Source organism: Phocaeicola salanitronis DSM 18170 (assembly GCF_000190575.1).
Lineage (GTDB): Bacteria > Bacteroidota > Bacteroidia > Bacteroidales > Bacteroidaceae > Phocaeicola > Phocaeicola salanitronis.
This window is the reverse complement of the sequence record NC_015164.1, coordinates 92,246-106,886: the sequence shown is the minus strand read 5'-3', so window position 1 is coordinate 106,886 and position 14,641 is coordinate 92,246. Positions and strand designations below refer to the sequence as shown.

Here is a 14,641-nt window from a genome sequence, read left to right as displayed (position 1 = left end):
TAACGCACACGCATTTGCGGATGTATGCGGCAATTTTTCGCAATTCATTTCTGACTAACTAAAAATCACAATAGAAAGACATTGATTTTGAGGAACTATCAACTGACCGACTGGTTGCCCACGACCAAGAAAGAAGTGGAACTGAGAGGCTGGGACGGACTGGACGTCATCCTGTTCAGCGGCGACGCCTATATCGACCACCCCTCGTTCGGAGCCGCCGTTATCGGGCGCATCTTGGAAGCGGAAGGGCTGAAGGTGGCAATCGTGCCCCAACCCAACTGGCGCGACGACCTGCGCGACTTCAAGAAACTGGGCAAGCCACGGCTTTTCTTCGGCGTAAGCGCAGGAAGCATGGACAGCATGGTCAACAAATACACCGCCAACAAACGCTTGCGGAGCGAAGACGCCTATACGCCCGACGGACGCCACGACATGCGCCCCGAATACCCGAGCATCGTCTACACCCGCATCCTGAAAGAGCTGTACCCCGACGTGCCCGTCGTGCTGGGAGGTATCGAAGCCTCGCTCCGCCGCCTGACGCATTACGACTACTGGCAGGACAAAGTGCGCCCGTCTATCCTGATTGACTCGAAAGCCGACCTGCTGATATACGGCATGGGCGAAAAACCCATCGTGGAACTGTGCCGGCGCATGGAAGCTGTGCCTGTATTGCCTACCGATATTCCACAAACAGCATACCTTGTCCCCAGCAAGGACTTCCGCCCTACGGAAACCGACATGCGCCTCTTCTCGCACGAAGAATGCCTTGCCGACAAGCGCAAGCAAGCACAGAACTTCCGCCACATCGAGGAAGAATCGAACAAATACGAAGCGGCACGTATCTGGCAAGAGACAGGCGGCCGGACGGTGGTGGTCAACCCGCCTTATCCGCCCCTGACGCAAGGCGAACTGGACCGTTCGTTCGACCTGCCCTACACGCGCCTGCCCCACCCCAAATACAAAGGGAAACGCATCCCGGCGTATGATATGATTAAGTTTTCGGTGAACCTCCACCGCGGCTGCTTCGGAGGATGCGCCTTCTGCACCATCTCGGCACATCAGGGCAAGTTCATCGTGAGCCGGAGCAAGGAGAGCATCCTGAAAGAAGTGAAAGCCATTACCGAGATGCCCGACTTCAAGGGATACCTGAGCGACCTGGGAGGCCCCTCGGCAAATATGTACGCCATGCACGGCACGGACGAGACCCTCTGCCGGAAATGCAAGCGCCCCTCGTGCGTGCATCCGAAAATCTGCCCGAACCTGAACACCGACCACCGCCCGCTGCTGGACATCTACCGCAGCGTGGACGCGATGCCGGGCATCAAGAAAAGCTTTATCGGAAGCGGCGTGCGCTACGACCTGCTCCTGCACAAAAGCAAAGACCCCGCCATAAATCGGAGTACCGCCGAATACACCCGCGAACTCATCGTGAAACATGTAAGCGGACGCCTGAAGGTAGCACCCGAACATACAAGCCTGCGGGTATTGGACATCATGCGCAAGCCCCCGTTCGAGCAATTCTACGAATTCAAACGCATCTTCGACCGCCTGAACCGCGAATTGAACCTGCGCCAACAGCTCATCCCCTACTTCATCAGCAGCCACCCCGGATGCACCGAAGAAGACATGGCGGAACTGGCGGTCATCACCAAACGGCTGGACTTCCACCTGGAACAAGTGCAAGACTTCACGCCCACCCCCATGACCGTAGCCACGGAAACATGGTACACGGGCATACATCCCTATACGCTGGAGCCGGTCTTCTCGGCAAAGACGCAAAAGGAAAAGCTCGCCCAGCGCATGTTCTTTTTCTGGTACAAGCCCGAAGAACGCCCGCACATCATCCGCGAGCTAAGGCGCATCGGACGAAGCGACCTGATACAGAAGCTCTATTGAAATGGAATGGAACACAGAGACACAAAGACACAGAGTCTATTTAGAAGCTGTTTTGAATTTATCGTGCGTCACGGCGTGACGTAAAATACACATGTTAATGCCGCTTAAAGTATAATTTAATTCCTCCGTGTCTCTGTGCCTCTGTGTTCAATATAAAAGCTATCAATGAAACTGCTCGATAAGCGAGGTGATATTCGCCGTAAACAGGCGGACCGATATCGCCAGCAGGATAATCCCGAAGAATTTGCGGATGATGTAAATGCCTCCCTTTCCCAGCAGCCGCTCCACACGGTCGGTCATCTTCAGCACCAGATACACCCATCCCATGTTGAGGAACAAAGCAACCAGAATGTTAACGGTAGCATACTCCGCACGGAGGGAGAGCAACGTAGTGAACGAACCTGCCCCCGCCAATAGCGGGAAAACCAACGGCACAAGGGTAGCCTCCTTGATCGGCCCTGTATTCTTGAAAATCTCAATATCCAGAATCATTTCGAGCGACATCAGGAAAATCACAAACGCACCCGCCACCGCAAACGAAGCGATGTCGACCTGAAAGAGCTTCAGCATCATGTCGCCGGCAAAAAAGAAGCCTACCAGCAACGCCGTAGCAATCAAGGTCGCCTGCCAGGCATTGACCGCACGCCCTTTTTGCTTCAAATCCAGTATAATAGGCACCGCCCCGATAATGTCAATCACCGCAAACAAGACGATAAACGCGCTGATGCATTCTTGTAAATCCAATCTTCCCATAGTCCGTCAATTTAATTTTTGTTCACAAAAATAATAGAAAGAAACGAGATAGCGAAAGAAACTTCGGGAAAAGCTACGATTAAAAAAGGTGAAAGACACACCACATATCAGAATATTGTTTACCTTTGTCTGTTAAAATGATAACTTAATAAAGTTAAAGCCAGATGGAAGAAAACAGTATGTACGACAAGCTTTTATTGCTTCCTTTGTTCCAAGGCCTCTGCAAAGAAGACTTTACAAACATATTGGAAAAAGTAAAACTGCATTTTCAGAAATACCCTACAGGACATTATATCGCCAGACAAGACGACGCATGCAACAGCCTTACCTTCGTCTTGCAAGGCAAAGTGCTGTCCGAATCGACAGACAAGACACACCATTACACGCTTTACGAAACCCTGGACGCCCCGCATGTCATCGAGCCTTATTCGCTATTCGGCATGCATCCGCAATACAACGCTTCCTATTCCGCTTTGAGCAGCACCCACATCGTCACAATCGACAAATCGTATGTGCTGGCGGAATTAAGCAAATACACCATTTTCCAGCTCAACTTCGTGAACCTGCTCTGCAACCGCACCCAGACGTTCTACCGCCGCATGTGGAACACACACATCGGCAACACGCAGGAAAAAATCATCAACTTCCTGCTCCTGCGGTGTGCCACAACCTCCGGCTATAAAAAGCTTCACGCCCGGATGGAAGACCTCGCCAACCTGCTCGACGACACACGCATCAACATCTCGAAAGTGTTGAACGACTGGAAACAACAAGGACTGGTATCACTCAGCCGGAGGGAAATCGAGATTCCGGACATGAACGCCCTGCTCACGCATAACCAATCTACAGACAATATATAATTCTTATGGAAAATCCTTTCTTATTACCTTATACGACCCCACACGGGACGGTCCCTTTCGACAAAATCACCTTGCCCGACTATGAGCCTGCCATCCGCGAAGGCATGCGCCGGGAAGACGAAGAAATCGAAGCCATTATCAACAACCCGGAAGAACCCACGTTCGGCAATACCATCGTGGCACTGGAACAGTCGGGCGGATTGCTCGACCGGGTCACAACGGTCATGTTCAACCTGATGAGCGCCGAGACCTGCGATGAACTGGACGCCATCGCCGAAAAGCTCATGCCCGAACTCTCGGAGCACAGCAACAACATCGGACTGAACGAAAAACTTTTCCAACGCGTCAAGCACGTATATGAGCAACGCGGACAACTGGACCTCACGCCCGAAGAACGCCAGTTGCTAGAGAAGACCTACGACGGATTCGTGCGGAACGGAGCCAACCTTTCGGATGCCGGAAAAGCCGAGTTCCGCAAGCTGAGCATGGAGCTGAGCACGCTCACCCTGCGCTTCTCGCAAAACCACCTGAAGGAAACCAACAGCTACGAACTGGACCTGACACAAGAAGAAGACGTAGACGGACTTCCGGAAAGCGCCCTCGAAGCCGCGGCACAGACGGCACAAGAAAAAGGGAAGACGGGATGGACTTTCACCCTGCACGCCCCCAGCTTCGTGCCCTTTATGAAATACAGCGCCCGCAGGGACTTACGGAAAAAACTTTACCTTGCCTACAACACCCAATGTACGCACGAGAACGGGCAAAACAACCTCGGCATCGTGAAGCAACTGGTGAACGTGCGCATGCAAATCGCCCAGCTCTTGGGTTACACCGACTTTGCCGACTACGTATTGCGCAAACGCATGGCGGAGAACAGCCGGAACGTCTACCGCCTCCTCGACCAATTGCTGGAAGCCTATACCCCCACCGCACGCAAGGAAGTGGAAGAAACAGAAGCCCTGGCACGCGAGACCGAAGGAGCGGATTTCAAACTGATGCCCTGGGATTTCGCGTATTACGCCAACAAGCTCCGCCAAAGGAAATACGCCCTCGACGAAGAAGCGCTCCGCCCTTACTTCGAGCTAAGCCACGTAATCAAAGGCGTATTCGGGCTTGCCACCCGCCTGTACGGAATCACCTTCAAAGAGAATCCGGACATTCCGGTCTATCACCCCGATGTCAAAGCCTACGAAGTATACGATAAAGACGGAAGCTACCTGGCGGTGCTCTACGCCGACTTCCACCCGCGTGCCGGAAAGAAATCGGGCGCCTGGATGACCAGCTACAAAGAGCAATGGAAAGAAGCCGACGGAACCAATAGCCGCCCGCATGTATCGGTCACGATGAACTTTACGAAACCTACTCCCGACAAGCCGGCATTGCTGACCTTCCAGGAAGTGACCACGTTCTTGCACGAATTCGGGCATGCCCTGCATGGCATGTTCGCCGACACGCGCTTCAAAAGCATGAGCGGCACCAATGTTTATTGGGATTTTGTGGAACTTCCTTCGCAAATTATGGAAAACTTTGCCATTGAAAAGGAATTTCTTCATACCTTTGCAACGCATTATCAAACAGGAGAAAACCTTCCGGACGAATGGATTAGGCGGATTGTAGACGCTTCCAACTTCAACGTGGCATACGCCTGCCTCCGCCAAGTAAGCTTCGGGCTGCTCGACATGGCATGGTACACCCGCCGCACACTTTTCGAAGGAGATGTACGCGCCTACGAACAAGAAGCGTGGAAACGTGCCCAAACCCTGCCTACGGTGCCCGACACCTGCATGAGTGTCCAGTTCGGCCACATCATGTCGGGAGGATATGCCGCCGGATACTACAGTTACAAATGGGCGGAAGTGCTGGATGCCGACGCGTTCTCGGTATTCAAGGAAAAAGGGATTTTCAATGCGGAAACAGCCCAATCGTTCCGCGAGAACATCCTGTCAAAAGGCGGGACAGAACACCCGATGACGCTATACAAGCGTTTCCGGGGACAAGAGCCTACAATAGACGCATTGCTGAAACGGAATGGAATCATATAAAAAGGAAACAACATGAAAAAATACATCTCATACATCGGAATATGCCTGGCAATCCTGCTGAGCGGATGCAATCAAGAAGATGATGTCTTCGAGATTTTCGCCAGCGGACAAACCTGGCACTGGATTGGTTCGTACGACACCAATAATTGGGAAGATGATAATAAGTCCACCTCCTCCCTTACCCGAAGCGAGCTGGCACAAATCACCCAAGACAAGGAAAAATACGTGATCCGTTTCTCGAAAGACGGGACGGTGGAAGGGCAGGGAAACGCGTTTACCTTTACCGGCACGTGGAGCGCAAACGGAAAAGACCGGAGCTTCTCGATACGCGTCAACGCCAATGGTACGCCCAGCGGACTCGACAAGACGTTTTTCGATGAAATCAGCAATGCCAAGTTCTATCGGGGAGACTCAAGGAATTTCATCAAACTTTTCGACATGGACAAAAAACATTTCATCCAGTTCTGCCCGGTAGATTTATTCAGGAACTAATTAGATATATATGGAAGCAAACGATAACAAACAAGAAATATTAGACAAACGCTACATGCGCATGGCCACTATCTGGGCCGAAAACTCCTATTGCACCCGAAGGAAAGTAGGAGCCTTGATCGTAAAAGACAAAATGATTATTTCCGACGGATATAACGGGACTCCGGCAGGATTTGAGAACGTATGCGAAGACGAAAACGGACTGACCAAGCCCTACGTACTGCATGCCGAAGCCAATGCCATCACCAAAATAGCGCGCTCGAACAACAGCAGCGAAGGAGCTACCCTCTATGTAACCGCCTCCCCTTGCATCGAATGTGCCAAACTTATCATCCAGGCAGGCATCAAGCGCGTGGTATATGCGGAGAAATACCGCCTGGAAGACGGGCTCGACCTCTTGAAACGTGCGAATATCGAAGTGGCATTTTTAAACCTTAATGAATAAAAACGTATGACGAACAATAACAAAAACCGGCTTATGCCCCTCCTGCTCGCCGTGTGCGTGGTGGTGGGAATCTTGATTGGGACATTCTATGCCAATCACTTTTCGGGCAATAAATTAGGCATCATCAATACTTCATCGAACAAGCTGAATGCCCTTTTGCGCATCATTGACGACCAATATGTAGATACGGTCAACATGTATAACCTGGTGGAGGAAGCCATGCCCCAGATTCTGGGCGAACTGGACCCTCACTCGGCTTATATCCCCGCCAAAGACCTCGAAGCGGTCAACTCAGACCTGAAAGGAAGCTTTAGCGGAGTAGGCATCCAATTCACCATTCAGGACGATACCATCCACGTGAACAGCGTCATCCCCGGAGGACCTTCGGAGAAAGTAGGCATGCTCGCCGGAGACCGCATCATCGAAGTGGATGATTCGGTATTTGTAGGAAAGATAGTCACAAACGAAGAAGCCATGCGCCGCCTGAAAGGAGAAAAAGGAAGCACCGTCAAGCTGGGCGTGTACCGTCCGGGAGAACAGGAAATCCTGCATTTCTCCGTCGTGCGGGGGGATATTCCGGTGAAAAGCATCGATGCGGCATACATGATTAACGAACGCTTCGGATACATCAAAGTAAACAAATTCGGAGAAACGACCTATCCCGAACTGCTCGTAGCCCTTGCCAAGCTGAACCAGGCGAATTACCAGGGCTTGATTATCGACTTGCGCGGGAACACAGGAGGATACATGGCTGCGGCTATCCAAATGATTAATGAATTCCTTCCGGGAAACAGCCTGATAGTGTATACCGAAGGACGTAAATCACCGCGGGAAAACTATACCTCCAACGGAACCGGAAGCAGCCAGAACATTCCGCTGGTGGTATTAATGGACGAAGGGTCGGCATCGGCAAGCGAAATCTTCGCGGGTGCTATCCAAGACAATGACCGGGGAACGATTATCGGACGCCGCTCGTTCGGGAAAGGATTGGTACAGCAACCCATTGAGTTCAGCGACGGTTCGGCTATCCGCCTGACCATAGCCCGTTATTATACCCCTTCGGGACGCTGCATCCAAAAACCTTACCAAAAAGGAAACGACTCGGAATATGAAATGGACCTGATTACCCGTTACGAGCACGGCGAATTCTTCTCGGCGGACAGTATCAAGCAAAACACGGAAGAAATATATTACACCCGCCTGGGACGTACGGTATACGGAGGCGGAGGCATCATGCCCGATATCTTCGTACCGCAAGACACAACGGGAATCACCTCTTACTTCCGCATGGCGGCTTCGCGCGGGCTTATCATCCGCTATACCTTAGACTATACGGACAAGAACCGGAGCACGCTTCAACAATACTCCACCCCCGATAGCATGGCGGATTACCTGAAGACGCAAAAATTGCTGGAAAAATTCGCTTCGTATGCCGAAAAGAAAGGCTTGAAGCGCCGGAACATCTTGATGTATAAATCCAAAAAGCTCTTCGATGAAAACCTGTACGGAAACATCATCTACAACATGCTGGGCATCGAAGCCTACATCGAGTATAGCAACCATACAGACAAGACCGTACAAAAAGCCCTCGAAGTGCTGGAAAAAGGAGAATCATTCCCGAAAGCTCCGGAAGAAAAAGAATCTTAATCGAATGTGCGAATGAATAAAATGTGCGAATGTGCTAATAAATAATGTGCTAATAAGGATAAATATTAACACATTAACACATTGGCACATTGACACATTGGCACATTAGCACATTAACTCATGCAAACCAAAGCGCAAATCCGGGCAGAAATAACCCGAAAGAAAAAACAACATACACAGGAAGAACTCGGACTGCTCTCTGCCCAAGTATGGAACCAGCTGGAAAATCACCCCCTTTTCCAGTCTGCCCGTACGGTATTGCTCTATTATTCCCTGCCCGATGAAGTACAGACTCACGCATTCGTAGAGAAATGGAGCAAAAAGAAAACAATCATTCTTCCCGTTGTAAAAGGAAACGAACTCGAACTACGGGAATATACCGGAAAAGCCAACTTGAAACCGGGGAATTTCCATATCGAAGAACCTGTGGGAAAAGCGATAACCAATCCGGATGCGATAAACCTTGCCCTTATCCCCGGCGTTTCGTTCGACCGCCAAGGAAATCGGTTGGGACGGGGCAAAGGATATTACGACCGCCTCTTGCAAAAAGACTCTCTATACAAAATAGGTATATGCTTCCAGTTCCAACTTCGTGAAACACCGCTTCCTGCCGATGATTGGGATAAGCCCATGGACGAAGTATGGACCGAAAACGGAAGAATGTACTGACCCGCTTTTACCGGAACACAATATTCACAATAACCTGCGCCCCCACGTGAGTATTCAGGTTACGTATCAAGAGCGTCCGGCTCATCGAAAGCTCCTGACGCAAGACCGAAGAAGACAAATGCACATACAACACCTGATTCTTGATATACAGGTTCTGCGTATAACGGGCTATAACCGGACCTACTACATCTTTCCACGCCTCCACCAGCCGATATTCATTAAGAGGCGTTTCCAGACCTTCCTGCCTGAGCAAACGCCGAATCACATCGCCCACCTGCTCGGTATTGTTCCGCTTCATGCCTCACCCTCCTTTTCACGCATTGAAACACATCCGCCCTCAACTTCAAACAAGTTATAATCCTCGCCCACTTCACTTAATATCTTATCCAAATGCTCACGGTTGGTATCCGTAATAAAGATTTGCCCGAAATTATCTCCAGCCACCAGCTTCACGATTTGCTCCACCCGTGAGGCGTCCAGCTTGTCGAAAATATCATCCAGCAAGACAATCGGCACCGTCCGGTTCCCCGCACGCTTCAAAAAATCAAACTGTGCCAATTTCAATGCTATCAAATACGTCTTGTTCTGCCCTTGCGAACCTTCCCGTTTCATCGGGAAACCGCCCAACTCCATAATCAAGTCATCCTTGTGTATCCCTTTGGTCGAATATCCCAAGATACGGTCCCGCTGGCGGCTTTCTTTCAGGAGCTGCAGAAGATTTCCATGAGCCGCATGCGATTCGTACATCAGGCTCACCTGTTCCCTTCCCTGCGAAATATAGGCATAATACGATTGGAATACCGGAATAAACTCGTCCACAAAATCCTTCCGCTTCTGAAAAACAAGTTTCCCCGTTGAAGCCATCGCCTCCTCCCACAAAGCCATCAATTCTTCTTCCGGCTCGATTTCAGCCTTCAGCAAGGCATTCCGTTGTTGCAAGGCTTTGTTATACCGGATCAATGCATCGAGATATTCCCGGTCGAATTGCGAAATCACCACGTCCATAAACCGCCTCCGTTCTTCGCTTCCCCCGGCTATCAGCCACGAATCGGCGGGCGAAACCATCACCAGCGGTATCAGTCCGATATGGTCCGACAAGCGCGAATATTCTTTCTTGTTCCGCTTGAACTGCTTTTTCTGCCTGCGTTTCAATCCGCAATACACTTCTTCCGGCTCGCCGCCATCCGTCTCGTAAAAGCCTTGTATCACAAAGAAATCCCTTTCATGTAGAATATTCTGCGAATCAATCGGATTGGTCGCGCTCTTGCAAAAAGACAAATAATACACCGCATCCATCAGGTTGGTCTTCCCCATTCCGTTCTTCCCGATAATGCAATTCAGCTTTTTCGAAAAAGCAAGTTCCACCTGCTCCAGATTCTTATAATTCAATATAGAAATACGCTTCAACCACATAAGTATTCTTCTTTTAAGCCACAAAAATACGAATAAAAGGAAGATTGATAAAAAAACATGCCCGCAAATTTCGTTTATAAACAGAAATAAACTACTTTTGCTGACCGAAAATGGATTTCACGAAAATAATAAAAAAACAATAAGAAAAATGTCAAAACAAAAACAAACTCACGATCCGTTGAATGTAGACGAAGCGCTGAACACTTCCGAAGCATTCTTATTAAAGTACAAAAACCTGTTTATAGGTGTGGTAGTAGCTATTGTCGTTATCGTATGCGGCATTGTAGGTTACAATCATTTCATCGGAGAGCCGAATGAGCTGAAAGCATCCGAAGCCCTCTTCAAAGGAGAACAATATTTCGGGAACAATGAATTCGAATTGGCACTGAACGGGGACAGCCTGGGATATACCGGCTTCCTGAAAATCGCGGATGAATTCAGCGGTACAGATGCAGGAAACCTTGCCAACGCTTATTGCGGACTCTGCTATGCACAATTGGGCAAATACGAAGAAGCGACAACCTACCTCGATAAATTCAGTGCAGACGATTACATGGTAGCTCCCGCTATTCTGGGCACAATGGGCAACTGCTATGCACAAATGGGACAATTGGACAAAGCAGCCGCTACATTATTGAAAGCGGCAGACAAGGCAAACAGCACTACCCTCAGCCCGATATTCCTGCTCCAAGCCGGACAAATCCTGGAAAAGCAAGGCAAGAATGCCGAAGCTGTAGATGCTTACAAACAAATCAAAACCAAATACGCGACATCATACCAAGCTATGACCATCGATAAGTACATCGAACGCGCATCTATTAAATAATTCTTAATCAAACGCAGAGGCGCAAAAACGCAAAGGAAATAATCCTCGATGTTTTTGCGCCTCTGCATTTAATCACTATCAATTATTAACTACCATACATGTCTACAGCCTACCATAACTTATCCGATTACGATACCCATTCCGTGCCTGACGCATCCGCCATGCGCTTCGGTATCGTTGTATCTGAATGGAACCAACACATTACCGGTTCCCTCCTGAACGGAGCTTTAAACACATTAAAGAAACACGGAGCCAAAGACGAAAACATCTTGGTAAAAACCGTACCGGGAAGCTTCGAACTGACATACGGTTCTGCCCAATTAATTAAAAGTGGAAAAGTAGATGCCGTGATTGCCTTAGGATGCGTCATACGCGGAGATACCCCTCACTTTGATTATGTATGCATGGGAGCTACCCAAGGTATTACTTACCTGAACGCTACAAGCGACATTCCGGTCATCTATGGCCTGATTACCACCAACAATATGCAGCAAGCCGAAGAACGTGCAGGCGGGAAATTGGGAAATAAAGGAGACGAATGCGCAGTAGATGCAATAAAAATGATTGATTTTACTTGCAAATTAAAAAAATAGTAGTACCTTTGCAGCGCAATTGAAAAAATGAAGAATATCTTTCAGTCTTGCGAAGCAAGTATTCTTCATTTAAAAAGGGCAAATACCAGAGTGGCCAAATGGGGCAGACTGTAAATCTGCTGGCTTACGCCTTCGGTGGTTCGAATCCATCTTTGCCCACCCCAATTGCAATGCGGAAGTAGCTCAGTCGATAGAGCATTAGCCTTCCAAGCTGAGGGTCGCGGGTTTGAGTCCCGTCTTCCGCTCTAAAAAAATAAAAAGGGCAAGTACCAGAGTGGCCAAATGGGGCAGACTGTAAATCTGCTGGCTTACGCCTTCGGTGGTTCGAATCCATCCTTGCCCACCCCAATTGCAATGCGGAAGTAGCTCAGTCGATAGAGCATTAGCCTTCCAAGCTGAGGGTCGCGGGTTTGAGTCCCGTCTTCCGCTCTGAAAGCCGTCTCAAAATTTGAGGCGGCTTTTTCTTTGCGAACACCCAAGCATTGATTATACTTAATGCGAGTCAGGAGTTAAACGTAGTTAAGTTTCACAGGAGTTATCACTTCGTTCAGGAGTTATACTTCACGCAGTATTTATTTGTGCATTTTGTATATGCCACGTAGTAGAGACGATGTGCACATCGTCTCTACAGAAACAATGCAAGAGGTATTGGCATCTAACTCCCAGCCCGTCCAGCGGGCGATAACTCCATCTAACTCCCTTTTAACTCCCGATTCGCATACTTAAATGAATATCCTCAAAACAAAAAAGAAGCTGATAGAATATTACTTTATTGGAAAATTTAAACGAACTCTAAAAACAACCGGAATCTCTTCAACCAAACATGCTGTATATTATGAAGCGGAAAGAAACGCTGCAAATGTAGTAAAAAGATTTAATACTAAGGAATTTACGGTCAAAAAAATTTTTTCAAGCTTCGTGATTTAGTTTTTCAAAAAGCTGCATTTGTTTGACTAATTTCGGAAATATATCTCATTGCTTGTTGATTCTCAGCGTGTTATAAAATCCTCCGTTTCATAATATAAAACAAAGGTAAAGCGGTGAACTTAAAAAGATTTAATTGATTAAATATCAAGCATTTGTGATATGGAAGCAAAAACATTAAAGCGCATTGCGCTTTTCACTTCTCGTCACATAACAACGGCAAGTCATTGTTGCTGAGTTTTTACTCCGGAATACTGCCGCTAAACCTAAAGAATGCTGTAAGACAAGCCCGAAAACTTCCTAAAAAAGTTTGCAAAGCGTGGTGATTCAAATTCGGAGAGGTATCGGTTAGCCGTCATGCGATTGTCATGAGGGTAACGTAAGGAATGCCTTGTTCATTTACAATTTACGATTGGGCTGTGTTGTAAATGGGGATTAACCACCGTAAATAGTACTTTGTAAATCGCAAATCCATCATGTTGTCCGACAAACTCAACAACGTAGATTACCGATGGTTCCTTGTCCGCACAAAACCCGGGCACGAACCGGAATTGTGCGCACGCATTGAACGTGAAAAGGACAAGCTCCGGAACATACTGGAAGTCTATTACCCCACACATACCAAAGTCTACGTGCGCCTGGGTGACAATGAACAGCGCCTGCCTCTTTTCGATGGCTATGTATTCGTGCTTGCCACCCAAAGTGCGTTAGTTGAGTTCCTTCGAGACAACTGTTCCGACGCTTATATCCGCTACAACCGCAAGCGTACGGAAGAGGAGAAAGCCACACCCTGCACCATACCCGAATCGCAGATGCGCGCTTTCCGTGACTATAACGAGAATTACGCCGACAAGGTGATTGTATTGGAGCGTCCTTACTCGGACTATGCCTTCAATGCGAAAGAGGGCGAGGCAAATGAGATTGTACGCGTGGTCGACGGTCCGCTTGCCGGCCAAGAAGGCTACATCTGCCGCTTCCACCGCAAAAAGGGACTGGTGTTCCGCGTGCAAGGCATGGTGCCGGGCAGCTGGTTGACCGTCACCTATCCCAATGCCTCCGACCTGCACGTCGTCCGTCTCCACAATGCCGAGGGCGACCGCCTGTCTATAGGCACGGAAAAAGGGCGTGCCGTTGACCTGCTTGTCGGAATCCTGCAGGCTTGCGGCTACGGAGAACGCACGCAGCCCATGCTTTATGAATTGATGGAACGCCTTGCTGTCGATTTGTCATTGACCAATCTCTGTCGGGAACTGGACAAGAAAGGTGCGAAAACATTGGGCAGCCGTCTTGCCAGACTGACTACCAAGGAAGCTGAACTCCTGATAAACCTTGCCCGCTACGAACATGACACTCCCGGATATGTGAAGGAAAACTGGCAAAAGATTCTCCTGCGTTCGTTCCTGACGCCTACATCCGGCACAGAGTTGGAAGAAGGCAAGAACGAGGTGGAACTTCAACATAAGAATTTTACGGAAATCATCCGCAGGGTGGACATCACCGAAGAGGTTTACTATCCCAGCAGGCAGGAAGACGGACAAATAACCACTACGTATTATGCCCACATAGCCTCTCTCCCCCCTCTCTCCCGTGGAGAGAGGGCTGTGACAGAACAATCTAACCCCTCTCCCCTCATGGGGAGAGCCGGAGAGGGGCTGGAGGGGCAGGGCTTTATCTTCTTCGCCAACTGGAACGATTTTCTCCGCGAATATTTCCTAACGGCAGGAAAAGCTAACGAGAAGTTGGTGTCGGGCGGTGTGCAGACAATCCGTAACGAAGCTACAAATACGGAAAAACTTATCGAGTCTTTCCGCAACTATGCCCCAACATTATATAAGGTATTGACGGATGCGGATTCAGCCGTAAAAGCCGTTCAGGATTTTAAGGTCGGCAAAGATACGTTGAACGTCTTTGCTATCCGGTCTTCTGTTCAAGAAAAAGACGCGGCAAAGGACAAGCTGATACAGACTTGCGTCCGCATCTGCAAGGAAATCAATACCACCAACCACCTTGCCGTATGGCGCAGGTATCTGCGGACGGTGTGGCTGCACTATTAAGAGCTGACAACGTACTACAGTAAATCA

At 49.0% G+C, this 14,641-nt stretch carries 13 protein-coding genes and 4 tRNA genes; 14 read left to right on the top strand and 3 right to left on the bottom strand.

Translation table 11 applies throughout. The features are described from left to right. The first annotated feature begins 87 nt into the window (after positions 1-87). Positions 88-1,896: a YgiQ family radical SAM protein gene (locus BACSA_RS00535; RefSeq protein ID WP_041584136.1), complete on the top strand. Its 1,809-nt coding sequence runs from the start codon at positions 88-90 to the stop codon at positions 1,894-1,896. Between the two features lie 162 nt (positions 1,897-2,058). On the opposite strand, the gene BACSA_RS00530 is transcribed toward BACSA_RS00535, so the two are convergent. After that, positions 2,059-2,649 carry a MarC family protein gene (locus tag BACSA_RS00530; RefSeq protein WP_013616174.1) on the bottom strand — a complete coding sequence of 197 codons (591 nt, stop codon included), beginning with the start codon at positions 2,647-2,649 and terminating at the stop codon, positions 2,059-2,061. Positions 2,650-2,813: 164 nt separating this feature from the next. On the opposite strand from BACSA_RS00530, the gene BACSA_RS00525 reads away from it, so the two are divergent. The 6 genes from BACSA_RS00525 to BACSA_RS00500 all read left to right on the top strand — a co-directional run bounded on the left by BACSA_RS00525 (position 2,814) and on the right by BACSA_RS00500 (position 8,804). Then, positions 2,814-3,509, top strand: coding sequence for a Crp/Fnr family transcriptional regulator (locus BACSA_RS00525; protein ID WP_013616173.1), 696 nt, complete (start codon positions 2,814-2,816; stop codon positions 3,507-3,509). A 5-nt stretch (positions 3,510-3,514) separates the two neighbouring features. Then, on the top strand, positions 3,515-5,551 hold the full coding sequence (locus BACSA_RS00520; RefSeq protein ID WP_013616172.1) for a M3 family metallopeptidase: 2,037 nt from the start codon (positions 3,515-3,517) through the stop codon (positions 5,549-5,551). Between the two features lie 12 nt (positions 5,552-5,563). Then, positions 5,564-6,043, top strand: a complete 480-nt coding sequence (locus tag BACSA_RS00515) for a DUF4847 family protein (protein ID WP_013616171.1) — start codon at positions 5,564-5,566, stop codon at positions 6,041-6,043. Positions 6,044-6,053: 10 nt separating this feature from the next. Further along, positions 6,054-6,488, top strand: a complete 435-nt coding sequence (locus tag BACSA_RS00510) for a dCMP deaminase family protein (RefSeq protein ID WP_013616170.1) — start codon at positions 6,054-6,056, stop codon at positions 6,486-6,488. A 33-nt stretch (positions 6,489-6,521) separates the two neighbouring features. Further along, a complete protein-coding gene (locus BACSA_RS00505) occupies positions 6,522-8,135 on the top strand; it encodes a S41 family peptidase (protein WP_394358874.1) in 1,614 nt (537 codons plus the stop codon). A gap of 120 nt (positions 8,136-8,255) precedes the next feature. After that, complete coding sequence (locus BACSA_RS00500; RefSeq protein WP_013616168.1) at positions 8,256-8,804, top strand: 5-formyltetrahydrofolate cyclo-ligase; 549 nt, start codon at positions 8,256-8,258, stop codon at positions 8,802-8,804. 7 nt (positions 8,805-8,811) lie between these two features. Here BACSA_RS00500 and BACSA_RS00495 read toward each other — a convergent pair whose 3' ends face one another. Beyond that, positions 8,812-9,102, bottom strand: coding sequence for a DciA family protein (locus BACSA_RS00495; protein WP_013616167.1), 291 nt, complete (start codon positions 9,100-9,102; stop codon positions 8,812-8,814). Beyond that, positions 9,099-10,217 carry a DNA replication/repair protein RecF gene (gene recF, locus BACSA_RS00490; protein ID WP_013616166.1) on the bottom strand — a complete coding sequence of 373 codons (1,119 nt, stop codon included), beginning with the start codon at positions 10,215-10,217 and terminating at the stop codon, positions 9,099-9,101. The genes BACSA_RS00495 and recF overlap by 4 nt, the downstream gene beginning before the upstream one ends. Positions 10,218-10,365: 148 nt before the next feature. On the opposite strand from recF, the gene BACSA_RS00485 reads away from it, so the two are divergent. The 7 genes from BACSA_RS00485 to BACSA_RS00450 all read left to right on the top strand — a co-directional run bounded on the left by BACSA_RS00485 (position 10,366) and on the right by BACSA_RS00450 (position 14,614). Next, complete coding sequence (locus BACSA_RS00485) at positions 10,366-11,043, top strand: tetratricopeptide repeat protein (protein WP_013616165.1); 678 nt, start codon at positions 10,366-10,368, stop codon at positions 11,041-11,043. A gap of 98 nt (positions 11,044-11,141) precedes the next feature. Further along, positions 11,142-11,636 (top strand): 6,7-dimethyl-8-ribityllumazine synthase, encoded by a 495-nt coding sequence (gene ribH / locus BACSA_RS00480; RefSeq protein WP_013616164.1) that lies wholly within the window; start codon positions 11,142-11,144, stop codon positions 11,634-11,636. A gap of 76 nt (positions 11,637-11,712) precedes the next feature. Next, positions 11,713-11,795 (top strand) — tRNA-Tyr (locus tag BACSA_RS00475). Between the two features lie 13 nt (positions 11,796-11,808). Next, positions 11,809-11,881 (top strand) — tRNA-Gly (locus tag BACSA_RS00470). A gap of 15 nt (positions 11,882-11,896) precedes the next feature. Then, positions 11,897-11,979: transfer RNA gene (locus BACSA_RS00465), tRNA-Tyr, on the top strand. A 13-nt stretch (positions 11,980-11,992) separates the two neighbouring features. After that, positions 11,993-12,065: transfer RNA gene (locus BACSA_RS00460), tRNA-Gly, on the top strand. Positions 12,066-13,036: 971 nt separating this feature from the next. Beyond that, entirely contained in the window at positions 13,037-14,614 is a 1,578-nt protein-coding gene (locus BACSA_RS00450; RefSeq protein ID WP_013616163.1) for a transcription termination/antitermination NusG family protein, read from the top strand. Positions 14,615-14,641 lie beyond the last annotated feature (27 nt).

What these genes read in the sequence shown, in the direction of transcription:
- recF (WP_013616166.1), bottom strand. Translation starts at nt 10,217, where the DNA reads ATGTGGTTGAAGCGTATTTCTATATTGAATTATAAGAATCTGGAGCAG.
- BACSA_RS00510 (WP_013616170.1), top strand. Translation starts at nt 6,054, where the DNA reads ATGGAAGCAAACGATAACAAACAAGAAATATTAGACAAACGCTACATG.
- BACSA_RS00530 (WP_013616174.1), bottom strand. Translation starts at nt 2,649, where the DNA reads ATGGGAAGATTGGATTTACAAGAATGCATCAGCGCGTTTATCGTCTTG.
- BACSA_RS00450 (WP_013616163.1), top strand. Translation starts at nt 13,037, where the DNA reads ATGTTGTCCGACAAACTCAACAACGTAGATTACCGATGGTTCCTTGTC.
- BACSA_RS00500 (WP_013616168.1), top strand. Translation starts at nt 8,256, where the DNA reads ATGCAAACCAAAGCGCAAATCCGGGCAGAAATAACCCGAAAGAAAAAA.
- BACSA_RS00520 (WP_013616172.1), top strand. Translation starts at nt 3,515, where the DNA reads ATGGAAAATCCTTTCTTATTACCTTATACGACCCCACACGGGACGGTC.
- BACSA_RS00495 (WP_013616167.1), bottom strand. Translation starts at nt 9,102, where the DNA reads ATGAAGCGGAACAATACCGAGCAGGTGGGCGATGTGATTCGGCGTTTG.
- BACSA_RS00505 (WP_394358874.1), top strand. Translation starts at nt 6,522, where the DNA reads ATGCCCCTCCTGCTCGCCGTGTGCGTGGTGGTGGGAATCTTGATTGGG.
- BACSA_RS00515 (WP_013616171.1), top strand. Translation starts at nt 5,564, where the DNA reads ATGAAAAAATACATCTCATACATCGGAATATGCCTGGCAATCCTGCTG.
- BACSA_RS00525 (WP_013616173.1), top strand. Translation starts at nt 2,814, where the DNA reads ATGGAAGAAAACAGTATGTACGACAAGCTTTTATTGCTTCCTTTGTTC.
- BACSA_RS00485 (WP_013616165.1), top strand. Translation starts at nt 10,366, where the DNA reads ATGTCAAAACAAAAACAAACTCACGATCCGTTGAATGTAGACGAAGCG.
- ribH (WP_013616164.1), top strand. Translation starts at nt 11,142, where the DNA reads ATGTCTACAGCCTACCATAACTTATCCGATTACGATACCCATTCCGTG.